The organism is Massilia violaceinigra (assembly GCF_002752675.1).
Lineage (GTDB): Bacteria > Pseudomonadota > Gammaproteobacteria > Burkholderiales > Burkholderiaceae_D > Telluria_A > Telluria_A violaceinigra.
This window is the reverse complement of sequence record NZ_CP024608.1, coordinates 6,233,991-6,260,404: the sequence shown is the minus strand read 5'-3', so window position 1 is coordinate 6,260,404 and position 26,414 is coordinate 6,233,991. Positions and strand designations below refer to the sequence as shown.

Below are 26,414 nucleotides of genomic sequence, written 5' to 3'. Positions count from 1 at the left end.
CCGGTTGTGATTGGCGTCAGATACCAGTAACAACGCGCTTCGGCACGGGATCGCCGACCTCTACTCACGAAATATCCGGGCTAGCGCCATGACAAACAGCAGACTGACCGACTGCCACCAGCCATCAAGCTTGCCCATCAACGCCTTGACGGATATTTTGCGCCGCTCATCGGAGGGAGCGAAATCTGTCGTGGGGGCCAATTCCAGGGCGCTGCCGGTGAATTTGCGGCTGGTTTCCTCGTAGGACAAGCGGCGCAAGCCGACCGCAGGGTCGTGAATCAGCACTTCCTTGGCCGTGGCTCGACTTAACACGACAAAATGGTTTTCGCCCCAGTGCAGGATGGCCGGGGTCCGTAAATGAGGCAACTCTTCCAGGGTCAACAATACTGGCCGGCTGGACAGACGCAGGCGATCAGCGTACTCCACCAAGCTAAGCATACTGATCCCGTTGAGTGATATAGAGAAGCGCGCGCGCAGAGCTGCCAGATCGGTCCGCAAGCCGAGGTAGGAGGCGACCATGGCCAGACATGCGAGGCCGCATTCGGCCACCTCCGTCTGAAGAATTAGCGGAAGGCGTCCGCCGCGAAAGAATGGTGCCGTAGCCACGTCATTCCCCTAACTTCCAGCGAAGGAACATATGTACCGTATTAAGACTGCGTACAGGGCCACGCACCTCAATCGTCTTTTCGCCGATTTTGCATACCTCGACAACTTGCGGCATTCCGTATAGCCATTTGACCCGCGAGCCCCATCCCATTTGAAAACAAACACAGTCAAGCTTTGCAGAAGAAGGGCCCATCTCATAGCCTATCTTCAACATCACCTGATGAAGTTCCGGTAAAAACCCGCGGGCGGCATCTCGGGTGAAAATGTTCATTTTAGCGGGCAAATCCCGGTAGGGGCCTATCACTAGGAACATGCAAAAATATGTAGGAATGAGAATTTCCAGATGGGCTACATCAGTCCACAGATAAATCAATAGTGAACCGAACAATGCGCCGAGTGCACATAAAACGGCGAACCCTTTTAACTGCGTCAGGGATTGAAACGGCCACAGATACCGCCAAATTTGGTGTACACGTTTTGTAGCGGAGATTGTAAAACGCGGGTTGGTCTTTGATTTAAGACGGGCGGGGATATCTTGAGAAATCGACATATCGAACTCCTAAAATGTGGCCGGAAAGTTCTCGCGGCCACGTCGGTTTAGCGCATTACGCCATCATTTGCATTACTTTTCCCCCAGCAGGTCCAACGTAACATAAAGGGCTATCGTCGCCAGGCGTCGTCACCGGTTTCATGTGCCTCACGCCATCTTTGTCGATATAGGTCTGATCAATCTTCTCCGTGAAATGGCCTTGGTGATGCCGCTCCATCAAATAGAGGGCGCCGATCCCAACGCCAACACCGATAGCGCCCCCGACTAAAGTGCCTAGTGGGCCGAGGAGGGAGCCGTATCCCGCCCCTTGAATGGCGGCAGTAAGGAATGTGGTCGCAGCTACGCCGGCAACCGCGCCGGTCATTCCTGCGATGCCCGTTTCTAGCCTAGTCTCGAACGTGGTAATCACGGGCTCGACCCAAACCCCGGTGATTGGACCTTCCCATACGTTATCGCCGGGCCGGATTGGATCGATTTCAGGAAGTGGGTTTTCGAGAATCGGGGTGACGCCTTGAATCTTTACGACGGCATCTTGAATGCCTTGAATACCGACTGCGAAAAGGTCGTATTCCACTGCGCCAGCAGGGAGGCCCGCAATCGAGCCCGGGGTGCCCCACCCGCCGCTATCGGTGCCACCACCACCGCCGTCAACTTCCAGTCCGCCAACGAGTTGGCTTAACAAATGTTTATCCAGCACTTCCATGACATTCTCCATCAGATGATTTTTATCGTACTCCGCGCATGCACGATAAGATTTGGCGTTGGTCATAGCGCGGCGCCAAGTGTCAGCACTTCTTTTCTTTCATTTCCGTTCGAGTGGCATACGGTCCTTTGCCGCACTAATGAGAGGGTCAACAATCCACTCGATCAATGTACGACGATCATTGAATATGTCCGCCTCTAATGTCAGGCCCGGCTCAAAGGGCTTGGGTTTGCCGTACATCATTAGCGAGTTGGTCGCCAAGGCGACAGTTGCCCGATACATCGGAATATCGCGGATGTTTGGGGTATCTGGCGTCCTGGCGCTGTCATTAATAGGGTTAAGCTCAACCTGCTTAATTGTGCCTGTCACCAAACCGTACTTCTGATACGGGAAGGCATCTATGCGCATTTGGACCAGCTGGCCCACGGCGATAGACGATTTTGCTTGTGAAGGTATGAGCAGCGTTGCCTCAAGCACGCTATCCGTCGGGAGAATGGTGGCTAGTACCGCCCCCGGTTGCACCGACTGCCCTACGTCGTAGCCCAATGCTGTAATAGCACCTGCGGAGGGTGCCGTGACCCGTAGTGTGCTTCGTCCTTCGTGCTCCGCCGCCTCTTGCTCGATTGCGGCGAGACTTTGTTCGGCTTCGGTGATAGCGATTTTTTCACGTCCGGCGAGTGAGTCTGCTTCATTTCGCACTTGAAGCAAGGTGCCGCGTGCGTTGCCGAGGTTGACCTTGAGCGCATTGCGTTTGGCCAGCTCGACATTCAGGGCGTTCTTGTACTGCGCAAGTGTGGCCGGCGACACAAAGCCCTGTTGAGCAAGGGTCTGTTGTCGGTCGTATGAAGTCTGGGCGCTCTTGACCAGTTCGTCACCGATGGTGATCGCGCCAAGATGCGTTGTTAGTTCGGCCCGCAGCAGTCGCTGCTGATCGGCGAGGGCACTGCCGCGCAACGCCAGTTGCTGGAGCGTGGCGTCGCGATGCTTGGCGATCTGCTCCCGGCGCAGGGAGAGTGAGGCGCCGATGCGCGCATCGATCGAACCAGTCCCCCCAATTCGCTCGGCTGACAGATCGAACAGCACCTGCCCTGGCCTGACCACCTGGCCCTCCTGGACGTGGCGCGCGACGATGCGTCCAAATTGTGGGGTGACCGCCTTGATGGCGCCGCCGGCATAGACCAACTGGCCAGACACCCGGACTTTGCTGCTGTATTCGCCGAATGTGAGAAGCAGCCCTAGCGCAAGCACGACTGCGGCCCCGCACGCGGCAGCGACCTTCATTGGCACGGGGCGGGCCAACACGATCGCGCCAGCTTTGCGGCTACGGCGGGCCTCGATTACTTCAACCCGTATCGGCACAAGATCCAAATGAATCTCCTATATAGCCAGCCCATTGGATGAGCAGCGTTAGAGGTGTGATTGGTGTCGCATGGCGCACATCTGCAGACAAGCTGAGAGCTAGCTCTTGAGGCACGCACTACAAGAATATCAACGTGGTTATAGACGCCACGCGTTAAAGTAAAGTTCAAAATATTTTTGTCGTATGAGCTTACTTCCGCCGCTAACTCGACTTTGTGGTGTGGGGCCAAACCAAGCTGTAGGGGGGAGCGTGCACTATTTCGAATGGTCGAGATCTCACGTGCAAGCTCAAGCAGTTGCCCGCAGTTGAGGGCTCGGCGTTGTGCGCAAAGAAGTGTGCGGAAATAACCATGGAAAACCTTGCGCAAATGGCCGTAAAAATCGCGTCTATTCGATAGTCTGAAAGACTGCCCCTTTCGAAAAGAGCCTTCAACACGGGCACTTTCAAGGGGGCGACGGCGGTTCGTTTCGCCGTCGGGCGGGCATGACGCGCATGGCGACTCGCCGACGTCCTGCCCGCCAACGGCAGGGCGCGTCGTTTTTCTCGCCAAAACGTTCGCTGTCGCTTAACAGCGTGTGCACAGTGGCATTCACGCTGCGGTTCCTGTCTGGTTGCTGAGTGGACGGAACTTATCGCGTCTCACCCACCCACGCGCAGGTTGAGGGCGCGGTCGGTATAGCTTGGCGTGACCGTCATGCCATCGACCGTGATGGTGTCGAACTTCCCTTTCAGGCTGGCCGCGCTCATCACCGTCAGCACCGTGCCGGCGGCCGGCTTGTAGCCGTTCTGAAACGTCACGCGCAGGGTGCCGCCGCCGATGGTGGCCGTGCCGCCCACCGTCAAGGCGCTGTAGGCGCCGCTGGCCAGCGTCAGCTGCAAGTTGGCTCCCGCCAGCTGGGTGTACTGTCCGCGCAGCGCGACCGGCGCCGCCGCGCTGGCGATCAGCGTGCCGCCGCTCACATACACGTCCCCAGTACCGAAGGCCGTGCCCGACCGGGCTTCCAGCGCGCCCGCTTCGAGTTGGGTGCCGCCGCTCCAGCTGTTGTTGCCGGTGAGCGCCAGGGCGCCGCTGCCTTGCTTGACCAGCTTGCCGCTGCCGGTAATATCGTTGCGCCAGCTGTCGCTCGCGTGGAAGCCACCCCTGGCCGCATCCATCACCAGTACCACGTTGCCGCTCAGGACGCCGTAACCGTCGGCCGCATTGAACAGGTTTAAGCGGCCCCAGCCCTCGGGATCGTCCATCACCGGGTAGCCCGACGCGAGCGCCGTGGTTTTCAGTACCGCCCGGCGCTGGGCCGCGCTGAGGTAGGGCAATCGCGTCTCCAGCAGCACTTCGGCGCCTTTCGGCACCGCCGCCGGTACATTGCCGGCGGCGATTTGCGGAAAGCCGTAGGTCAGGCGGCGCAGGTAGTTGGCCTTGTTGACGGCATGGTCGGCGAAGCGGTCGCCGGCCGGCGTGCCCGACTGGGCCAGGGCGCGCAAGGTCTCGGCCGTCGTGCCGGTCAGAGTCATCAGGGTCGTGTGAGCCTGGGTGTAGGCGGCGCTCTTGCTGGCGGCGTTGGCCGGATCGAGCAGGTTGGCGGCGGCCACGGCTTGCGCCTGCACCCTTCCGCTGAGCACGTCGAGCGGCGAATGCATGCCGGCCCAGATGCGCGTTTCGCCCATTTCCAGCGCGCGGCTGAGGATTTCCTGGTAACGCTCGGGCAAAACGTAAGCCATCCCGAGGGCGTCGCGCATGGCTTCGGCCGAGTGGCCGCTGGTAAAGCCGCCGTCGGTGGTCGGCGTCTTGCTCTTGGCCGGCTCCAGCGCCGGCAGCACCACCACGCTGGCGCTCCAGCGGTACGGGCGGGCGTATTTGTAGAAGCGCTTGGCCGGTTCGGTGGAGCCGTTGTTGCCCATCGCGCCGATCAGGTCGACCACGCCGCCGAAGGCGGCATTGGCGCTGCCGCCCACGCCGCGGTTGTTGCCCGCATCGTTGTACAGCACCGTGATGGCATCCGCCGGCACGCCGTTGATGGTGGTCGTCTGCCGGGCCGCTTCGCGCCAGGCGCCGGTGAGGGGGCCGAGGCCTTCGGTCATGCTGTAGCCCTTGCCGCGGCGGTCGTCCATGTAGGCGGCCAGCGCCTGGGCCGGCGTGCGGTTTCTGGTTGCCTGCACCACGTACTCTATATTGGCGTTGTGGATGGCCTGGTTGCGCACGCTGCCGTCGGGCGTGCCGTCGTTCGGCACGCCGCTCCAGCCGGAGGCCGCCACCGCCGCAAAGCCGTCCACGGCCGGCGCGGCCGCGCCCGCGTCGACCGTCTCGCTCAGCGGCTGCCAGATTTCCTTGAAGCCGGCCAGCACGCGCACGCCGGCGTTGGTGGCGATGGTGGCGTAGCGGGCGTCGCCGCGCTGGTTGGTGGCGGCCGTGTCGACAAAGGCGACGGCGGCGGGCACGGGCACGCTGTCGGGTGCGCCCTGGTCGGCCGGCGGCGCCGGAATATGCAGCGGCGGATCGGCCGGATCGTCGCTGCCGCAGGCGGCCAGCGCTAGTGCGGCGCCGATGGCGATGACGAGGGGAAGGCGGCGCTGCGCGGCGTTGTTGAGCATGGTGTGGTCGGTCCGGTGGCAAGGAAGCCGGGAATATAGCCGGACGGCATGACAAGCCGATGACACGGCGGGCGGCGGCGCCGCACTGACATGGTACGGTCATATTCAACATATATGATCGACAACTTTCCAGCGCACTCAAGGAGCACCGATGTCCACCAGCAGACGCACCTTTCTCAGCCTGGCTTCGGCCGGCGCCGCCAGTACCCTGTTCCCCGACCTGATCCGCGACGCGCTCGCCGTGCCGGCCAATAACGTCACCGGCACCATCGCCGACGTCGAGCACGTGGTCATCTTCATGCAGGAAAACCGCTCCTTCGACCACTATTTCGGCAGCTTTCCCGGCGTGCGCGGCTTCGACGATCCGCGCGCGATCACGCTCCCCGGCGGCAGGCCGGTCTGGTACCAGCCCGATGCCGCCGGCGGCCATGTGCTGCCGTTTCACTTCGACGCCAAAAACACCAGCGCGCTCTCGCTCGGCACCGATCATTCGTGGAAGGGCTCGCAGGCGAGCTGGCAGGGCTGGGACGCCTGGGTGAAGAAAAAATCGCCCCAGTGCATGGGCTACTTCGACCGCGGCGACCTGCCGTTCTACTACGCGCTGGCGGACGCCTTCAGCATCTGCGACGCTTATCACTGTTCGATTTTCGGCCCCACCGATCCGAACCGCTTCTATTCGCTGTCGGGCACCAGCCGCGGGCGCATGGGCGCCCTGGGCGGCCTGTACAACATCAGCGGCGCGGGCTACTACAACAACGATCCCAAGTACGACAATCTGTCGCCCGCCGTCACCGCCAGCGCGCCGACCTGGCGCACCTATGCCGAGATCCTCGAAGCGAACGACGTCAGCTGGAAGGTCTACCAGGAATGGGATAACTACGGCGACAATTACCTGGCCTACTTCCGCCAGTTCCGCGTCAATCCGGACGGCAGCCGGCTCGCGCCCGACAGCCCGCTGGCGCGCAAGGGGAGGGTGCTGGCGCCCGGCTCGACCGAGGCCAACTCGCGCGGCACCAAGGGCGACTGGCTGGTCGCCGACTTTGCCAACGACGTGCGCGACAACCGCCTGCCCAAGGTGTCGTGGATCGTCGCGCCCAACGACTACACCGAGCACTCGCCCAATTCGCCGAACGCCGGCGAAAACCTGACGGCGCGCCTGCTGGCCGCGCTGGTGGCCAATCCGGCGGTGTGGTCGAAGACGGTTTTCCTGCTCACCTACGACGAGAACGACGGCTTCTTCGACCATGTGCCGCCCAACATCCCGCCGCTCGACCCGGCCATGGGCCGCACCACGCTGGCCGAGATCGGGGCCGATGAAAACCTGGCCGGCGTGCCGGTCGGGTTGGGGCCGCGCGTGCCGATGCTGGTCATTTCACCATGGAGCAAGGGCGGGCGCGTGTGCTCGCAGGTGTTCGATCACACCTCCAAGCTGCGCTTCCTGGAAGAATGGCTCACGCTCGGCCTGAAAAAGAACCGCGCCAGCGTTACCTTGGAAAATATCTCGCCGTGGCGGCGCGTGGTGTGCGGCGACCTGACGTCGGCCTTCGATTTCAAGTCGCCCAACAGCGCCTGGCCGGCCAGCGTACCGAAGTCGACCCAGTACCAGCTGGTGTCCGGCAAGCCGTATCCAACGCCGCCGGCGCAGCAAACCTTGCCTTTGCAGGAACCGTGCAAGACGGTCACGCGCACGCGTCATGCCTGCGCGCTGCCGTATGTGCTGAGCGCGCACGCGGCGGTCAATCCCGGCAAGCAGCTCGAACTGTCGCTGCACAACAGCGGCAAGGCCGGCGCCGCCTTCATCGTGTATTCCAGCGTGCGCACCGACGGGCCGTGGTACTACACGGTCGAAGCGGGCAAGCGCATCGACCGGGAAGTGTGGAACTGGACCGGCGGCCAGTATCACCTGAGCGTGACCGGCCCGAACGGTTTTCTGCGCGAGCTGGCCGGCAACCTGGCGGCGACCGGTGCGCGCCCGGAAGTGCAGGTCAACTACGACCTGGCCGGGGGCAACGTGCAATTGCTGCTGTCGAACGCGGGCGCTACGGCGGCCTGCACCTTCACCATGCTGGACAACGCCTACGGCGCTGCCGCTACCACTTACACCGTGGCGGCCGGCCAGCAGCAAGCGGTGCAATGCCTGCTGGCGGGCAGCTTCGGCTGGTACGACTACAGCATCGGCTGCGATGCCGATCCGCGCTTCCTGCGCCGCGTCGCGGGCCACGTGGAGACCGGAGCGCCGGGCCGTACCGATCCGGCGATCGGCGCCAACCGGCGCCGCGTGGTGCTGACGGCCAGCGCATCGGTGCTGCAGCGTGGCGCCAGCCTGAGCGTGACCTACGCCGCGCCGGCGGGCAAGCTCGATCCGAAAAACTGGGTCGGCCTGTTTCCCGCCAGCGCCAAGCCGGGCGCCGCCGGGCAGGGCGCGCTGCAATGGGCCTACGTGCCGGCGGCGAACGGCACCCACACCTTCAGCACGGCGGCGCTGGCGGTGGGCGACTACGCCGTCTGGTATTTCCACCAGGGCGGCTACACGGCCCTGGGCGAGGCGGTGACCGTGAGCGTGACGCAGTTTGCCACCAGCACGCCGGCGGTCAAGCGCGGCGCGCCACTCGTGTTCACCTTGGCGATGCCGGCCAGCCGCGTGGCCGCCAAAAACTGGGTCGGCGTCTACCGCGCCGGCACCTCGCCGGGGGCGGGCAGCTCGGCCATCTGGCAGTACACGGCGCAGGCCGGGGCCACCGTCACGTTTGACAGCAGCAGCCTGACCCCAGGCACCTACAGCGTCTGGCTGCTGCACAACGACGGCTATGGCGTGCTGGGCGGGCCGCTGGCCGTCAGCGTCGCATGATCCCTTCACTTCACCGGACAACGAACATGTTCAAGCCATACAAACAGTACGCCATCGCCTTGCTGGCGCTATGTGCGGCCAGTGCCAGCGCGGGCGTGCTGCGCATCGACCAGCGCAGCAGCCTGGAACAGGCGGGGCAGATTTTGCAGCGCAGCGACTTCGACGACTTCGGCGCGGGCTTTCACTTTCCCGGCAGCGCTTTCGAGCGCGGCGGGGTGCGCTACACCTCCGCCGAAAACCTGGTGGTGGGCGCTGGCAGCGGCCTGTCCATCGGCCAGCGGCGGCCCGTGATGTCGAACGAGTACTGGTCGCCGATCAGCGGCAGCATCGCCAGCGACGTTCCGTACACGCTGTTCGGCTTCGATGCGGCGGTCACGCAGGGCACGGTCGAGCTGATCGTGGCGACCAACCTGGGCAGCTACCGCTTCGACGGCATCGCCCTGCACGATGGGTCGCGCAGCCTGGATTTCCTGGGGTTCCAGGCTACCGGCGGCGAGTATTTCACGGGCTTCGAATTGCGCAGCATGGGCGAGGGCTACCTGGCCGGCATCACCAACGTCGCCTTGGGCAGCATGCGCACGGCGGTGCCGGAGCCGGGCGGCATAGCCTTGCTGCTGCTCGGCTTGGGCGTGCTGGCATGGCGCGTGCGCGGCTGGACAGGCGCGCCGCTTTTGCGTTAAGCTAAGTTGGCCGCATCAGCATGCGGCCAATTTTTCCTGAACCAGTCCGCCTGGAGCACCTCCCCCAAATGACCCTTTAAGTTCCTTCGTCTTCGTTCGCCATACCCGCCCGGCCTGCCTTTGTACGCCGGCGACCGGACCGTCTTTTGCTCAACGATGCCAGCCAGGAGTTTCATGCCGGCCTGACCGGCGTGGCTGGCAGCAACGGCGCAGGCAAGGGCGCGAACCAGCGCGTCTGCTGCTGCTCGACGAACCCACCAATCACCTCGCTTCCTCGCCAGTCTGGGCCTGACGCACAGCCTTGCCTGGAACGAAGCGCGTTGGCAGTTGCACGCACTGGCCTGCAGCAGCTGAGCCGGAGTGCCGACGCTCCGATTGTGTGAATATGTAAATGTTGTCAATTTATGTTAGCTTGTTTAATTGGAATGAGGCCCGGCAAGTATTGCCGCACAAGCCGCGCACCGTACCATGGCGCGGCGTCGGGTATCACGGCATGGCGGCGGACGGCCGAATGCGTATTGTCCGGATTCGCAATCAATCTGATTAAAGGAAAAGCTGATGATGAAGAAATTAGCCGGCGCTCTCGCGCTGGGAGCGTTTGCCGTGTCCGCGCAAGCGGCAACACACACCTTCGACTGGTCTTTCGATGGTTTTTATAACACCCGGTACGGCACATTCGAGGCCGATAAATCGGCCTCAGGCCGCTTCGTGGTCGACGATGTCAATCTCGATGGACAGTTCGCCGCGTCCGAGCTGCGCTCCTTCGTTTACTCGGGTACCGATTTCATGAAGTGCGCGCCGGGCCCGGGCGAAAAGTGCGAAGTATCCGGTTTTTCATATGCACCCGGCAAACAACCCAATTTCAACGTCTCCGTCGGCTACTTCGGCGGCTCCACGGCGCATTACCTGGGGCTCATTTCCATCGATGGCCAGGCTGGCATATTCGAGCACATGCGCATGGACGACTGGTGGTCCGAAACCCAATTCCAATCGACCGAGGAAACCCGGTTTTCCATTTCGGAAGTGAGCGCCGTTCCTGAACCGCAAACCTATTTGATGTTCGGCGTGGGCATGCTGGCGCTGGCAGGGATGGCACGGCGCCGCGCCTCCCGCTAAAGACTGGCCCACGCGATTGTGAGCCCATCCGTGGCCGCCTACTCTTGAAAGCCGGCCGCGTTGCCGGCAGCCGTGGCGCGATGCGCTCTTTGAACCGCGGGGGCCAGCAAAAACACGGCGCGCGCGTTCGTGGTTATGATGACGCTGGAGCCGCACGCTCCGTGTCAGCAACAGCCACCAACCAGAAAATGCACATGAAAAAAATTACCACCCGGCTGGCGACGATGGATGACATCGACCAGCTCGCCGACATGTTCGACGCCTACCGCCAGTTCTACGAACTCGCGCCGGACCTTGCCCTGTCGCGCCAGTTCATCCGCGACCGCATGCTCGGCAGCGAATCGGTCTTGATCCTGGCCGAAGATGAAGAGGGCGCCTCCGCCGGTTTCTGCCAGCTCTATCCGACCTTTTGCTCGCTCGCCGCCGCGCCCATCTACGCGCTGTACGACCTGTACGTGCGGCCCGAAGCGCGCAAGCTCGGCGCCGGGCGCGCGCTGTTGCTGGCGGCCGAGGCGCACGCGCTGCGCAACGGCGCCCTGCGGCTCGACCTGACCACCGCCAAAACCAACCTGGCGGCGCAAAGCCTGTACACGGCGCTCGGCTGGCAGCGCGACGATATTTTCTACGCATACAGCAAAACCCTGGCTGCGTAGTTTGATCTGGCGCAAGCCCAGGCGATATGTTTTTCACCCATTGCGGAGCAAGGTCAAACAGGCGTACATTAGCGTCTTCATAAGCTTGATCAGGAGATCAGCAATGGGTTCCAGTAAATTGATGCGCTTGAGTTTGCTTGTAGCTGTCGCCCTGGGCGTCACCGCCGTTCCGCTCGCCTCGCGCGCTGACGAAACCTGCAATTCGCCGTATATGTCGGGCCTGATCAAGGGGCAGGAAGATTTTCTGTACGTGTGGACCCTCGGCGTGAAGGGCGTCGGCGACGGCTTCGACAAACTGGTGACCATGGACGTCAATCCGGCCTCGAAAAAATTCGGCCAGGTGATCGGCCACGTGTCGGTCGGCAAGCGCGGCGAGGCGCATCACATGGGCTTTACCGACGACCGCCGCTTCCTGTGGGCGGGCGGCCTGGACGACAGCAAGATCTATGTGTTCGATGTGCACACCAACCCGGCCAAGCCGAAACTGGTCAAGACCATCGACGACTTCGCCAAGCGCACAGGTTTGGTCGGCCCGCACACCTTTTATGCGCTGCCGGGACGCATGCTGATCGGCGCGCTGTCGAACGACAAGGATCGCGGCGGCGTCACCGGCATGGCGGTCTACAACACCAAAGGCGACTTCATCGCCAAACACGCGATGCCGACCACCAACGGCGGCGACGGCTACGGCTACGATATCGCCATCAGTCCCAGCAAGAACGCGATGCTGACATCGAGCTTTACCGGCGCGGTGAATTACATGACCGATCTGGGCAAGCTGATCAAGGACCCGGCCGCCATGAAACAGTTCGGCAACACCATGGTCATGTGGAACCTGAAGTCGATGCAGCCGGAAAAAGTGCTCAATGTGCCCGGTGCGCCGCTGGAAATCCGCTGGTCGTTGAACGAGGGCGACGAGTGGGCCATCACGGCCACCGCGCTGACCTCGAAAATCTGGCTGGTCAAGAAGGATGCCGGCGGCGCCTGGCAAGCGAAGGAAGTGGCCACCATCGGCGACCCGGCCAAGGTGCCGCTGCCGGTCGACCTGTCGATCACGGCCGACGGCAAGGGCTTGTGGGTGAATACCTTCATGGATGGCACCACGCATTACTTTGACATCAGCAATCCGGAAGCGCCCAAGGAAACCTATTCCAAGCGCACCGGTGCGCAGGTGAACATGGTCTCGCAAAGCTGGGACGGCAAGCGCCTGTACATCAGCAGTTCGCTGCTGGCCAACTGGGACAAGAAGGGCGCCGACGACGAGCAGTTCGTCAAGCTGTTCGCATGGGATGGCAAGGAACTCAAGGAAACTTTCAAGGCCGACTTCGCCAAGCTGAAACTGGGCCGCGCGCACCACATGAAGTTCGGCGCCGCGAGCGCCAAGGCGGGCGCCAAGGCCAGCGCCGACGCGGGGCAGGGCGCGCCGCGCGTGGCGGGCCGCTGACTTGTCCCGTCTGCACGCGGGCGCGCTGGCGGCGCTGATGGCGCTGGTGCCGTGCGCCCAGGCGGCGCCGGCACGCCCGCTGGCGCTGCCGGCGCCGGGCGCCTACAAGCTCGAACGCATCCTCAAGGTGCCCGACGGCGTGGTGCTCGACAGCGACGGCAGCCGCCACCGGCTGTCGGAGTTTACCACCGGTAAAGTCACGCTGTTTTCCTTCATCTACACCTACTGCACCGACTCGCGCGGCTGCCCGCTCGCGTACGCGACCCTGCACACCCTCAAGAAAACCCTCGGCAAGGATGCGCGCACGCGCGACCGTGTGCGCTTTGTGAGCATGAGTTTCGATCCCACCTACGATACGCCGCCGGCCATGCGCAGCTATGGCGGCGAGGATGCGCGCGACCGCGGCAGCGTGGAGTGGCGTTTCCTCACCAGCGGCTCCAACGCCGAACTGGCGCCGCTGCTCGACGGCTTCGGCCAGGATGTGTCGGTCGCCAGCGAACGCGCTCCGGGACAGCGCCTGCCGACCTTGAGCCACCTGCTCAAGGTCTATCTGATCGACGCCTCCGGCAGCGTGCGCGAAATCTATTCCACTTCCTTTCTTCAGCCCGATGTGGTGCTGAACGACATCCGCAGCTTGCTGCTTGAGCGCCCTGCGAAGCGCTAGGCAATCCTGCACTTATAGCAATAAGATTTTTCTGTCAATTTCTATAAAAACATAAATTATGACGAAAAACATGTTTTTCGTCATAGGCGCATGTTGCTCATAAGAAATTTCAAGCTGGCAGCTTGTGTTGTCGCCGTTGTATGGCCTTGCCGACCGGGCAGCCCGTCATAGGGAAAGCCAGCGTCAACACGGTCCCGCGCCGTTCCCCACAGCGGGGTATTGACGCTCCTATGAAGCACGCCATTCCGGGTCAAAATTTCCATAATGAAACCTCTAGATTGTTATTACTCTGTGCATTGAGTTGTCAGCGTTGCATATTTGCATCATTTCCATTAAGAACTTTGTAAGATGTTGTTTGTATGAATATAATGTCGTCGCGCAAGAAAAGTGTTGTCGATGCATCCATGTCCGCAGTGTGCCTTTCCTCCGCGTAGTTCCAGCTTAAATTCCCAATCGCAAAAGCGATGCCGTGTGCATGGCGGGCGATTTGTCGTCCGCATTCTTAATTGATGAAGCCAATAATGTTCAAAAGCGCCTTACCAGTGGTGAAGTCCCGATCCTCGCGTGTGTTTGCATGCTTGCTCCGGGTAACAGCGATTGCCTTGCTGGGGCTGCCTCTGCAGGCAGCCGCGGTCGACATGCTGGTATCGCAATTGACCGACACGCCGGATCCGGCCGTGCGCGGCGGCACGATTCTGTATTCCGCTTCGGTCACCAACAACACCAGCGACGTCGCCAATAACGTCCAGGTGGTGTTCACGCTCGATCCGCAGACCAGCTTCGTGTCGGTGTCCGACCCGGCCTGCGTGCACGATGCGGGCACCAACAAGGTCACCTGCAGCTACGCCACGGTCGCGGGCGACGGCGCCGGCGCCGGCACCGCCGACCTGCTCGACATCGATCTCACCGTGCGCACCCTGGCCGCGGCCGGCCAGACCGTCAACCTGCTGGCGGCGGTCACCACGACCGATGCCGACAGCAACGCCGGCAACAACTCGCTGTCGCAGCTGACCACGATCGACAACGGCGCCGACCTGTCGCTGGTGCTGAACGGCTCGCCGGCCAGCCTGATGGCCAGCGGCACCCTGGTGTACACGGCTAACCTGAACAACAACGGTCCCGATGCGGCCGGCGCCACCAAGGCCACCTTCACCCTGAGCCCGAACCTGACCTACCAGTCTGCGGCCGGTTCCGGCTGGTCGTGCGGGGCGGCGGGGCAGGTGGTGACGTGTAACCGTCCGAGCGCGCCCAAGGGCGCTTTGCCGAACATCGTCATCAACACCAAGGCCACCGGCACCACCACCGGCACCATCACCAGCACCGGCGTGGTCACCATCAGCGGCAGCGCGACCGACTTCAATAACGCCAACGATGCCTCGTCGGCGAATACCACGATCACCGTCGGCACCGACCTGGCCGTGACCAAGACCGTCTCCCAGGCCCTGGTCGGCAGCGGCCAGCCGGTCAGCTTCACCCTGGCGCCACGCAACCTGGGCCCGATGCCGGCCACCAACGTGGTGGTCAGCGACAGCGTGCCTGCCGGCTTCGCCATTGTGAGCGCGAGCGGCACCGGCTGGACTTGCACCACCAACGGCCAGAATGTCAGCTGCACGCGCGCCAGTTTCGCGGTCGGCACTGCGCAGGACATCGTCATCAGCGCCACCGCGCCGGTGGTTGCTGCGCAAACCGCTGCCACCAACACCGCCACCATCGGCAGCGCTACGCCGGATGGCGACCTGGCCAACAACAGCGGCTCGGCCAACGTCAGCATCGTGCCGGACGGGGTCGATCTGTCGATCACCAAAACCAAGACCCCGAACCCGGTCGCGCAGGGCAGCAATATGGTCAGCACCATGCGCGTGACCAATCACGGCCCGCGTGCGGCGGCCATCGGCGAAGTCAAGATCGTCGAAACCTTGCCGATCGGCGAAACCTTCGTCAGCGCCAGCGGCGCCAACTGGACCTGCGCACCGCAAGTCGGCCAGGACATCACCTGTACCTATAACGCGGCGCTGGCGCTCAATGCCTCGACCCCGAACCTGGGCCTGACCACCACCGCCGCTTTGTCCGGCACCCTGACCAATACCGCCTGCGCCGTCTTTACCGATAGCGGCGGCGTGCAGGCCGATCCGGTGCCGGGCAATAACTGCGCCAGCGCCACCTCGGAATCGACCCAGACCCCGAACGCTGCCGACCTGCAGCTGACAAAGAGCGCCGCTCCGGGCACCCTGGACTGGAACGCGCCGACCATCACCTACGTCCTGACGATCACCAATGCCGGTCCGGGCGAATCGACCAGCGTGATCCTGTCGGACCCGATCCCTGGCTTCATCTCCGGCAAGACCGTGGTGAACGCATCGAAGACCGGCGGCACGACCCCGGCCTTGTTCACCTGCACCCCGGGCGCGACAGTGACCTGTTTCATGAGCAGCGGCACGATGGCGCTCGGCGCCACGGCGGAAATCACCGTGACGGTGACCCGTCCGCTGCTCGACAGCAGCGGCCAGGCCGGCAATAAATGGGTGAACTCGGCCAGCGTGCGCTCCAACGCCCAAGGCGACCCGGTGCCGGCCAACAACGTCGCCACCGCCGATGTGCAGGTCGATCCGGTCGCCGACGTGACCATCACCAATACCGTGACCCCAGGCTCGGTGCCTGCCGGCACCAACGCCACCTACGTGCTGACCATCAATAACAACGGCCCGTCGACGGCGAATGGCGTGACCGTGGTCGATGTGTTCAATATTCCGGAAGGCTCGATGACCTTCATCTCGGCCGTCGCCAGCAATGGCGGCACCTGCGCCTATGACAGCGCGGCCAAGACCCTGAACTGCACCATCGGCAACATGGCGTCGGGCGCGACCCGCACCGTCACCATCACCGTGCGTCCCGACTACATGGCTAACGCGCCGGATCCGCGCAATATCGGCAGCACGGCCACGGTGGCCACCAGCAGCAACGAAAGCGACTACGCCAACAACAGCGGCACCAATGCCTTGGCGGTCACTCCCGCCACGCTCGACCTGCTGGTCAACAACACCGACAACGTCGATCCGATGGGCTTTGTGCCGGCCGGCGCCGGTCCGGTCTTCCCGGACAATGTGGTCACCTACCGCAACACCATCACCAACCGCGGTCCATCGGTGGCCACCCACCTGGTCCTGACCTATCTGATGAAGCCGCCTGTCGGCAAGAGCATGACCTTCAAAGGCGGCAAACTGCTGCCGGACGGCGAGGCGTATACCAATTACTGTACCCAGGTCGGCAACACGGTCACGGGGCCGGCGCAGATGAGCATCACCTGCAACTTCCCGACCACCGACATCCTGATGGGCAACAACGCCAGCACCGACCTGTATCTCGACTTCCAGGTCGTTACCCAGCCGACCGGTTCGGGCGACACCTACCAGTCGACCGTCACCGTGTCCTCGCGCGAGCCGGAACAACTGACGCCGAACAACACGGCCGACCAAAGCACCACCATCAAGATGCGCGTCGACCTCAAGCTGACCAAAGCCGCGTTCGCCTATAACGGCAACACCAACGCGCTTGCCGCCGCGGTGCAGCTGCGCGAGCCGTTCTTCTGGGTCCTGACCCTGAACAACGCCGGTCCCGGCAACAGCCAGGGCACCGTCATCACCGACAGCCTGCCAGCCGGCCTGACGCTCTACACCGGCGGCACGCTCGCGCCGTACAACGCGGCGCCGTACAACGCCGGCCTGACCTGGAGCACCAACAACGGTGCCCCGACCAGCGGCACTTGCAGCGCAGGCGCCACGATCAGCTGTAACGTCGGCCTGCTGGAAAGCGGCAAGGCGGCCACCGTGCGCATTCCCGTGATCGCCACCGCGGTCAACGCGGCGCTGGAAAACTGCGGCAACGCCACCACCAACGATGTCGAGCGCAGCGCGGTCGATAACCGTGGTTGCGCCACCGTGGCGGTGCAGCGTTCCTCGATCGCCGGCTTCGTGTATGAAGACGGCAACAACGACGCGGCCAAAGGCGCGGGCGAAAACGGCATCACCGGCGTGACCCTGCGCCTGGACGGTGTCGATATCTACGGCAATACCGTGACCAATGTCACCACCACGACCACCGCCGGCGGCGCCTATCTGTTCGACAACCGCTCGCCAGGCACCTATAAAGTGACCGAAGTGCAGCCCGCCACCTACCTCGATGGCAAGGAAGCGGCCGGCAGCGTTGCCGGTACCGCCACCGACGCCAGCGGCGACGAGATCAGCAACATCGTCCTGCCGGCGTCGACCAACGCCACCGGCTACCTGTTCGGCGAACTGAAGCCGGCGACCCTGTCGGGCTTCGTCTTCGTCGACCTCGACACCGACGCCGTGCGCGACGTGACGAACGTGCCGGCCACCGACGAAAGCGCGGGCGTGACCAGCGTCACCATGACCCTGACCGGCACCGACGACCTCGGTCCGGTGAACGCCACCGTGCCGACCGGCGCCAACGGTTCGTACAGCTTCACCAATCTGCGTCCTGGTACGTATCAGGTGGTGCAGGCCACCCTGCCGGGCGTGACCCACACCGGCATGACCATCGGCAGCAAGGGCGGCAATGATGGCGCGACCGCGCTGGCCGCCAACACCCCGGTCGTCGGCGCCACCAAGCGCACCATCGGCAATGTGCCGCTGGTGGCGGGCGACGCCGCCGTGAACTACAACTTCGGCGAAAGCGGGCAGGGCCTGGGCGGTATCGTCTATGCCGACCTGAACAACAATGGCGTGAAGGATGCGGGCGAGCCTGGCATTGCCGGCGTCTCGATCACCCTGTCGGGCAATACCTCGAACGGCACCAGCGTGTGCGTGGCGATTTCGCCGAACCCGTGCACCATCCTCACCGACAGCAGCGGCGGCTACGGCTTCGCCGGCTTGCCGGCGAGCGACGCCACCGGCTACGTGCTGACCGAGCAGAGCCAGGCCAGCGCGCCACTGTCGAGCTATGCCGACGGCATCGACACGGTCGGCACCGTCAATGGCGTGGTGCGCGGCACCAAGACCAATGACCGCTTCAGCGGCATCGTGATCGGCACCGGCCAGTTCGGCAGCAATTACAACTTCGGCGAATCGTCCGCCAGCCTGGCGGGCAAGGTCTACCTCGACGTCGACCGCAGCAATACCTTGAATGGCGGCGACACCCTGCTGCCTGGCGTGACCGTGACCCTGTCGGGCACCACCGCGACCGGCGCCAATGTGTGCACCATCGTGAGCACCTGCGTGGGCACCACCGACGCGAACGGCAACTATAGCTTCACCGGCCTGCCGGCCAGCAATGGCGGCGGCTACAGCGTGACCGAAACCCAGCCGGTCGACTTCATCGACGCCACCAACACCCTGGGCACCGGCGCCACCACGCCTGGCAACCTCGGCCTGGCGGGCGGCAACAGCGTGTTCAGCGGCGTTGTGCTGAGCGCGGGCCAGAAGGGCATCGATTACCTGTTCGGCGAAGCCACCGGCAAACTGAGCGGCTTTGTGTATGCCGACAAGAACAACAACGGCACGATGGATGCGGGCGAAACCGGTATTGCCGGCGTGAGCCTGACCCTGACCGGCACGGCAGCGAGCGGCGGCAACGCCTGCGGCGCGCCGACCTGCGTCGCCACCACCGGCCCTGATGGCGCATATACCTTCAGCTTCCTGCGCAATGCGAATGGCGCCGGCTACACCGTCACCGAAACCCAGCCGGCCGCTTACCTCGACGGCATCACCCGCAAGGGGAATGTCGGCGGCGCCGCCTGCGCGGGCTGCGTCGACAATGTGGCCAACGTGATCGGCACCATCGCGTATGCCGTCGCCAGTACCCACACCGACTTCAACTTCGGCGAAGTGGTGCCGGCCAGCGTCAGCGGCACCGTGTATGCGGACAGCAACCAGGATGCCAGCGTCAACACGGGCGAGCAGATCGCCGGCGTGACCGTCACCCTGACCGGCAACGACGACCGCGGCGCGGCCGTCAGCCTGACCACGACCACCGCCGCCAACGGCACTTACCGCTTCGACAAGCTGCGTCCGAGCAGCGGCGCCGGTTACACCGTGACCGAAACCCATCCGGCCGGCTACAACGATTTCCCGGGTAACACCGGCAGCCAGCCGGGCACCATCGGCGGCATCACGACCGGCGTGGCCGTACCGAACAGCATCGGCGGCTTGCCGCTGGTGCAGGGCGACAACGCCGTGAACTACAATTTCCGCGAAATCGGCGCCAGCATCGCCGGCGCCGTGTATTTCGATGCCAACGACAACGGCGTGCGCGACACCGGCGATACGCCGCTGGCGGGCGTGGTGGTGCGCCTGAACGGCCCCGTGCCGCGCACCATGGCGACCGGCGCCGATGGCACCTTCCTGTTCACCGGCCTGATGGCTGGCAACTACACCCTGGTCGAAACCCAGCCGGGTGGCGTATCGGACGGCGTCGACGCCGCCGGTTCCGTGGGCGGCGCCATCAATGCCCCGAAAAACAGCATCACCGGCATCAATGTGATGCCGGGCACGGCCGCCGTGAACTATCTGTTCGGCGAGCGCGGCGCACCGAACACCGGTTCGCTGGCAGGTACCGTGTATGTCGACAGCAACAAGGATGGCAAGCGCGACACCACCGAGCAATTGCTCAACGGCGTCACCCTGACCCTCAAGGGTACCGACGGCACGGTACGTACCGTGCAGACCGATACCAATGGTAATTACCTGTTCCCGGTGCTCGCACCAGGCACCTACACCCTGACTGAAACCCAGCCAGCCGGCCTGTCCGATTTCGAGGCCGCTACCGGCACCAGGATCGGTACCCTGGGCGGCGGCACCGCCGGCCTGAACACGGTTGCCACCATCGTCATTCCGCCAGCGGGCGGCGCGGCGACCGGCTACGATTTCCGTGAAATCAATCCGGTCAGCAATGGCTTGGCCAAGCTCGGCGGTACTGTGTACGTCGACGGCAACAAAAACGCCAAGCGCGAGCCTGGCGAAGCATTGCCTGGCGTAAGCGTCACCCTGACCGGTGTCGATGCGAACGGCGTGGCCATTCCTGCACGCACCACCGTGACCGGCGCCGACGGCAGCTATCTGTTCGTCGACCTGGTCCCGGGCACCTACACCGTGGTCGAAACCCAGCCGGTAGCCTACGGCGACTTTCCGACCAACACCGGCAGCGCCCTCGGCAACGTCGGCGGCACGCTCGACAAGGGCCCGAACAAAACCACCGCCATCGTGCTGGCGGCGGGTACCGAAGCGCGCGACTACGATTTCCGCGAAGCGGGCAGCAGCCTGGCTGGCGTGGTGTATCGCGACGATAACCACAACGGCGTGCAAGACGCCGGCGAGCCTGGCATTGCCGGCGTGCCGGTCAGCGCCATCGGCGGCAAGGGCGAAGCAGGCCGTGCCACCACCGATGCGGATGGCCGCTTCCTGATCGTCGGCCTGCCGGCCGACACCTACAGCCTGGTGGAAACCCAGCCGGCTGGCTACACCGACGGCAAGGAAACTCCGGGCAAGGTCGCCGGTACCGTTGCCGGATCGGTCGACAACAGCGCCTTCAACAGCACGGCGCCGAAGAACACCACCTCGGCCATCAAGCTGGGCGTGGCCCAGGATGGCACCGACTACCTGTTCGGCGAACGCCGCGCGCGTCTGGAAGGCTATGTGTACGTCGACGCCAACCACAACGGCCAGATGAATGCGGGTGAAATTCCGCTGCCGGGCGTGCACGTGACCATGACGGGCGTAGACGCCTGCACCATGGGCTGCGTGGCCGTCACCGGTGCCGATGGCAAGTATGTGTTCGAGAACCTGGTTCCCGGCCGCTACACCCTGGTCGAGTCCCAGACCGACCTGCCGACCTCGAAATACATGGATGGCAAGGAAACCGCCGGCGTTGCAGGCGGCAAGGTCGACAACAGCAGCTTCGGCACCGCGCCGTCGCAAAACACGATCGCCCAGTTCGACGTGACCAGCGAGATCATCGCAGCCAATGGCGGCGTGGTCGGCGGTTACCTGTTCGGCGAGCGCGTGCGTCCGGGTCCGGAAACCCGTGCCCCGATCATCAGCGGCTATGTCTGGATGGACCGCGGCCACACCCGCACCCGTCCCGAGAACCATGAAGGCGTGAAGGATTGGACCGTGGTCCTGACCCAGAACGGCAAACCGGTTTGCACCGTCAAGAGCGACGCCAAGGGCTACTACCAGTTCGACAGCCTGCGTTGCGCCGGCTACGAAGGCACGGGCTTGCCGACCGGTCCGGGCTTCGAGATCGTGTTCACCAAGGATGGCAACGGCATGCCGATCGTCCCGACCTCGGCCGGTAACGCGGGCACGCCGGTTGTAGGCAGGATCACCGGCATCACCCTGCTTGATGACAGCGACATCACCGAGCAGAACTTGCCGCTCACTCCGTCTGGCGTCGTGTACGACAGCGCCACCCGTCAACCGGTGCGTGGCGCGGTCGTGACCGTGACTGGTCCGGCAGGCTTCAATCCAACGCGTCACCTGCTGGGCGGCGTGGAAGCGGTCAACCAGACCACCGGCAGCGATGGCGTGTACCAGTTCGGCTTGCTGAACGATTTCCCGGCCGGCGTCTACAAACTGGCGATCACCAGCTATCCAGTCGGTTATGTTCCGGCGGAATCGGCGAAGATCCCGGCTTGCCAGGGTGCCGCCAGCGTGATGGCCAGTGCCAATGCGGCGCTGATCCAGAAGTCCGACGGCGCTCCGGCGTCGAGCGTGAACCTGCACAAGCCGAACGCTTGCGTCGGCGCGGTACCGGGCGGTGCGGACACCACCCAGTATTACTACACGTTCACCGTGGGCACGAATGGCGCCCCGGTGGTGAACAACCACCTGCCGATCGACAAGATCGAAGCGGCTGGCCTGGCGCTGACCAAAACCGGCGACAAGCAGCAGCTCGAATTTGGCGAAAGCCTGCTGTACACGCTGACCGTGCGCCAGACCAGCGGCAGCGCGGTAGCACAGGCAACGGTGCGCGACAGCCTGCCGGCCGGCTTCTCGCTGGTGCCTGGCACCGTGAAAGTCGATGGCAAGCCGGTCGCCGATCCGGTGCCCGCGGTTGGCCCGGTACTGGCCTTCAACCTGGGTCCGCTGGCAAGCAACAAGCAAGCCGTGCTGACCTACCGTCTGCGTGCCGGTGTCGGCAGCCTGCAGGGCGATGGCATCAACCGTGCGATTGCCTACGCCTGTAACGTGGCCAGCGGTTGCGTCACGCCGGGTTCGTACCAGCCTGTTCCTGCCGCGTACCCGTCGAACAACGCCGAGTACAAGGTGCGCCTGACCGGTGGCGTGTTCACCGAGCAAGCCTGCGTGGCCGGCAAGGTCTTCGTCGATTGCAACGGTAACTCGGTGCAGGACAGCGAAGAGCTGGGCGTGCCGGGTGTGCGTCTGTACCTGGAAGACGGCACCTCGTTCACCACCGATGTGGAAGGCAAGTACAGCTACTGCGGCCTGACGCCTAAATCGCACGTGATCAAGGCCGACAGCCTGACCCTGCCACGCGGCAGCCGTTTGACGACGACCAGCAACCGCAACCTGGGCGATGCCAACAGCATCTGGCTGGACGCGAAGAATGGCGAACTGCTGCGCGGCGACTTTGCCGAGGGTTCGTGCTCGGCGCCGGTCATCGAGCAGGTGAAAGCCCGCCGCAGCCAGGGTGGGGGACGCGCGCCGGAAACGGAAGCGCAGCGCCTGCCAGGCCTGAAGTTCGACAGCAAAGCACCTGCCGCGCCGCGGCAGGCGACCGACAGCGCCAACCAGGAACTGGTCAAGCCACGCCAGGGAGCAATCCCTGCCGGCGCGGGAGAAGCCCGTGCGCAATAAGCAACCATCCCGCCTGGCCCAGATGAACACCATGACGAACAAACAACTTCTTCTTATTCAACGCCGCGGCACTGTCCGCCTGCTGGCGGGCGCGCTGGCGGTTGCCTGCGCTTTCCCGAATGCCGGCGCGCAAGCGCTGCCATCGGCCCCGGCCGACGCCGGCCTGCGTGCCCAGATGGCGGCGCCGCAGCTCTGGAGCGGGCGTCTTGACGCCAGCGCCAAGGTGGCACGCATCCTGGTCGAAACCGACCGCGATGGCGTGCCGGCCGACGGCCAGTCGCCGGTGCGCGTGAGCGTGCAGGTGCTGGGCGAAGATGGCCAGCCGCTGGCGGATGACGTGCTGCTGACGCTGGAAGCGTCGGCCGGACGCATCCTGCTCGATGGCAGCGCCACCGATGCGCTGGGCCCACAAAGCGGCGATGCCGACAAGGTCACCCCTGGCGTGCAGCTGCGCGTGAAAAACGGCAAGGCGCAATTCCGCCTGCTGGCCCCGGCTGCCGCGCAGGAAGTCTTGCTGCGCGTTGACGGCGGCAAGATCAGCACCCAGGGCGTGATCACCTTCGTTCCGGAACTGCGCCAGATGCTGGCCGTGGGCCTGATCGAAGGCGTCATCAGCAAGCGCCGCCTGAACGCAGGCGACCTGGCGCCAGCACGCTTTAACGATGGCTTCGAACAAGACATCACGCGCTGGAGCCGCCAGTTCAACAGCGGCAAGGCCAACGCCAGCGCCCGTACCGCGTTCTTCGTCAAGGGCACCATCCTCGGCAGCAAGCTGTTGACGGCCGCCTACGATTCGGACCAGCAGACCAAGGAAAAGCTGCAGCGCGACATCAACCCGAACGAGTTCTATCCGGTGTACGGCGACAGCGCCAGCACCGCGTTCGACGCCCGCTCGGCCGGCCGCCTGTACGTGCGCGTCGACGACAAGAAAAGCTATGTGCTGTACGGCGACTTTTCGACCAGCGAAGGCACGATGTCGTCGGTACCCGGCCCGAACACGGGCATGGAAGCACGCAAGCTCGGCCAGTACCAGCGCACCGCCACCGGCCTGCGCGGCAACTGGGACTTGAAACGCGGCAACCTGGGCGGCTTTGCCTTCCACGACAACGCCAAGCAGGTCATCGAAGAGTACCGCGCCAACGGCAGCTCCGGACCCTTCGCCGTGCGCAACAATGGCGCGCTGACCAATTCCGAGCGCGTCGAACTGATCGTGCGCGACAAGAACCAGACCGACCTGGTCAAGCAGGTGACGCCATTGCGCCGCCTGGAAGACTACAGCTTCGAGCCGTTTTCGGGCCGCATCCTGTTCAAGCAGGCGGTTCCATCGCTCACGCCTGAAGGCGATCCGCAATCGATCCGCGTGACGTACGAAGTGGAGCAGGGCGGCGACGAGTTCTGGGTGATGGGCGTGAACGGCGAATACCGCCTGACCGACAGCATCAGCGTCGGCATGGCCGCGGTGGACGACAAGAATCCGCAATCGCCGTACCGCCTGCACAGCGTCAACGCGAGCGTGCAACTGGCGCCGAAGACCAGTTTAGTGGCCGAATTCGCGCAGAGCGAATCGACCAGCTACACGTCCAACGGCCAGGTATTCACCACCCCGAGCGGGCAGGCGGGCGAGCTGTCGAGTTCGGCATCGGGCCAGGCTGCGCGCGTGGCGCTGTCGCACAAGAGCGACGCCTTCGACATGCGTGCCTACTGGCAGCGTGCCGACGATGAATTCAACAATACCGCGGCCGGCATCAGCCCCGGCCACAGCGACGCCGGCGTGAACGTCAGCGCCAGGTTCACGTCCACCACCACGGTGTACGGCAGCGCGCTGCAAAGCAAGGACCAGCAGGTTGTGGCCCAGCGCGATGCCGTACGTGTCGGCATGCTGTGGAAAGCCGATCCGCGCCTGACCCTGGACTTCTCCCTGCAGCACATGAAGGAAGAGGGCGAGCTGCGCAATCAGGTCGGCATGGCCAGCAACACCGGCGTGGTCTCGAACCCGAACGGACTGAACCCGAGCGGCGGCTTCTTCGGCTTCGGCCACACCAACAGCGCCATCAGCCCGGTCAACGGCAGCACCATCACCGCCTTCGCACCGGTCGGCGCGACCACCACCCCGGGTACGCGCGGCACCCTGGACGCCAACACGGTGGCCATCGGCGCGCAGTACAAGGCGACCGATTTGCTGAGCCTGACCGGCGTGATCGAGCATGGCATTTCCGACAGCAACCAGAAGCGTTACGAACTGGGTGCGCAGTATCAATTGTCCGAGCGCAGCCGTGCGTATGCGCGCTACGAGAACCAGACCGGTCTCGCATCGCGCTACTCGCTCAATCCTGCGGAGAAGAGCAATGCCTTTGTGGCCGGTGTCGAATCGACCTACCTGCCGGGCGCCAGCATCTTCTCCGAGTACCGCCTGCGCGACTCGATCGACACCGAACTGGCCGACGGGCGCGACCTGCAGCTGGCCAGCGGCGCACGCAACACCTGGAACCTGTCCGAAGGCGTCGCGGTGAGCACCAATGCGGAATACCTGCACGTGTTCGACGGCCGCCAGCAAAAGGGCGTGGCCCTGGCGACGGCGCTCGACTACACCGCCAACCCGCTGTGGAAAGCCTCGGTCAAGCTCGAATGGCGCCGCCTGTTCGACAGCCCGGGCGACATCGGCAACCAGTCGCAGGACCAGTGGCTTAATACGCTCTCGTTCGTGCGCAAGCTCGACCGCGACTGGACCGTCCTGGCCCGCAACTACGCCCTGCTGTCGCGCAACAACGACGACCTGAGCGGCAAGCCGCTGGCCAACAGCCTGCAGGAACGCGCGCAGCTCGGATTCGCCTGGCGTCCGGTCGACCGCAACCAGTTCAACGGTCTGGCGCGCTACGAGTACAAGAACGTGCGCGACGGTGCCCGTGTCGACGGCGACAACTATGCCGCGCACATCGTCTCGACCCACCTCGACTACCATCCGAGCCGTCCGTGGTGGAGCACCGGCCGCCTGGCCGCCAAGACCAGCAAGGAACGCAACCTGCCGCAGGGCCAGCAGAGCTACAGCGCCTGGATGGCATCGGGCCGCGTGGTGTACGACATCACCGAGAACTGGGACATCGGCGTGCTCGCCGCCTACCTGCACAGCCCGCAGAACAAGGGCAGCAGCCAGTATGCGCGCGGGGTCGAGGTCGGCTACCTGGTCAAGGAAAACCTGTGGCTGTCGGCCGGCTACAACGTGAGCGGCTTCCGCGAACGCGATCTGAGTGCCGCGGACTACACCTCCAAGGGGTGGTTCGTGCGCCTGCGCTTCAAGTTTGACGAGAATGTATTCAAAGGCAAGGACCCAGAAGCGAATCGCGCGCTGGCCCGCTAATTTCCTGAAATGA

The 26,414-nt window shown here is 64.0% G+C and carries 12 protein-coding genes and 1 pseudogene; 8 read left to right on the top strand and 5 right to left on the bottom strand.

Annotated elements, in window-relative coordinates:
* Positions 1-60 precede the first annotated feature (60 nt).
* The 5 genes from CR152_RS26840 to CR152_RS26820 all read right to left on the bottom strand — a co-directional run bounded on the left by CR152_RS26840 (position 61) and on the right by CR152_RS26820 (position 5,808).
* Entirely contained in the window at positions 61-606 is a 546-nt protein-coding gene (locus CR152_RS26840; protein ID WP_099880126.1) for a cysteine peptidase family C39 domain-containing protein, read from the bottom strand.
* 1 nt (position 607) lies between these two features.
* Positions 608-1,156: a hypothetical protein gene (locus CR152_RS33305; RefSeq protein ID WP_157778757.1), complete on the bottom strand. Its 549-nt coding sequence runs from the start codon at positions 1,154-1,156 to the stop codon at positions 608-610.
* A 55-nt stretch (positions 1,157-1,211) separates the two neighbouring features.
* Positions 1,212-1,925 (bottom strand): hypothetical protein, encoded by a 714-nt coding sequence (locus CR152_RS26830; protein ID WP_099880122.1) that lies wholly within the window; start codon positions 1,923-1,925, stop codon positions 1,212-1,214.
* A 33-nt stretch (positions 1,926-1,958) separates the two neighbouring features.
* The gene (locus tag CR152_RS26825; RefSeq protein ID WP_229413850.1) at positions 1,959-3,218 is read right to left on the bottom strand and encodes an HlyD family secretion protein; all 1,260 of its coding nucleotides are present in this window, start codon (positions 3,216-3,218) and stop codon (positions 1,959-1,961) included.
* Between the two features lie 640 nt (positions 3,219-3,858).
* On the bottom strand, positions 3,859-5,808 hold the full coding sequence (locus CR152_RS26820) for a phosphatase PAP2 family protein (RefSeq protein ID WP_099880118.1): 1,950 nt from the start codon (positions 5,806-5,808) through the stop codon (positions 3,859-3,861).
* Positions 5,809-5,959: 151 nt separating this feature from the next.
* On the opposite strand from CR152_RS26820, the pseudogene CR152_RS26815 reads away from it, so the two are divergent.
* From CR152_RS26815 to CR152_RS26780, 8 genes and pseudogenes are all read left to right on the top strand, one after another.
* A pseudogene (locus CR152_RS26815) lies at positions 5,960-8,065 on the top strand (phosphocholine-specific phospholipase C); the annotation flags it as partial.
* 617 nt (positions 8,066-8,682) lie between these two features.
* On the top strand, positions 8,683-9,336 hold the full coding sequence (locus tag CR152_RS26810; protein ID WP_099880114.1) for a PEP-CTERM sorting domain-containing protein: 654 nt from the start codon (positions 8,683-8,685) through the stop codon (positions 9,334-9,336).
* A gap of 558 nt (positions 9,337-9,894) precedes the next feature.
* Positions 9,895-10,452 (top strand): PEP-CTERM sorting domain-containing protein, encoded by a 558-nt coding sequence (locus CR152_RS26805; RefSeq protein ID WP_099880112.1) that lies wholly within the window; start codon positions 9,895-9,897, stop codon positions 10,450-10,452.
* Positions 10,453-10,646: 194 nt separating this feature from the next.
* Entirely contained in the window at positions 10,647-11,105 is a 459-nt protein-coding gene (locus tag CR152_RS26800) for a GNAT family N-acetyltransferase (protein ID WP_099880110.1), read from the top strand.
* Between the two features lie 103 nt (positions 11,106-11,208).
* Entirely contained in the window at positions 11,209-12,549 is a 1,341-nt protein-coding gene (gene mtoX, locus CR152_RS26795) for a methanethiol oxidase (protein ID WP_307718599.1), read from the top strand.
* A 1-nt stretch (position 12,550) separates the two neighbouring features.
* On the top strand, positions 12,551-13,213 hold the full coding sequence (locus tag CR152_RS26790) for an SCO family protein (RefSeq protein WP_099880108.1): 663 nt from the start codon (positions 12,551-12,553) through the stop codon (positions 13,211-13,213).
* A 602-nt stretch (positions 13,214-13,815) separates the two neighbouring features.
* The gene (locus CR152_RS26785; RefSeq protein ID WP_167399953.1) at positions 13,816-23,046 is read left to right on the top strand and encodes an SdrD B-like domain-containing protein; all 9,231 of its coding nucleotides are present in this window, start codon (positions 13,816-13,818) and stop codon (positions 23,044-23,046) included.
* Entirely contained in the window at positions 23,036-26,401 is a 3,366-nt protein-coding gene (locus CR152_RS26780; RefSeq protein ID WP_167399952.1) for a hypothetical protein, read from the top strand. Before CR152_RS26785 ends, CR152_RS26780 begins: the two co-directional genes overlap by 11 nt.
* The last annotated feature ends 13 nt before the right edge of the window (positions 26,402-26,414 follow it).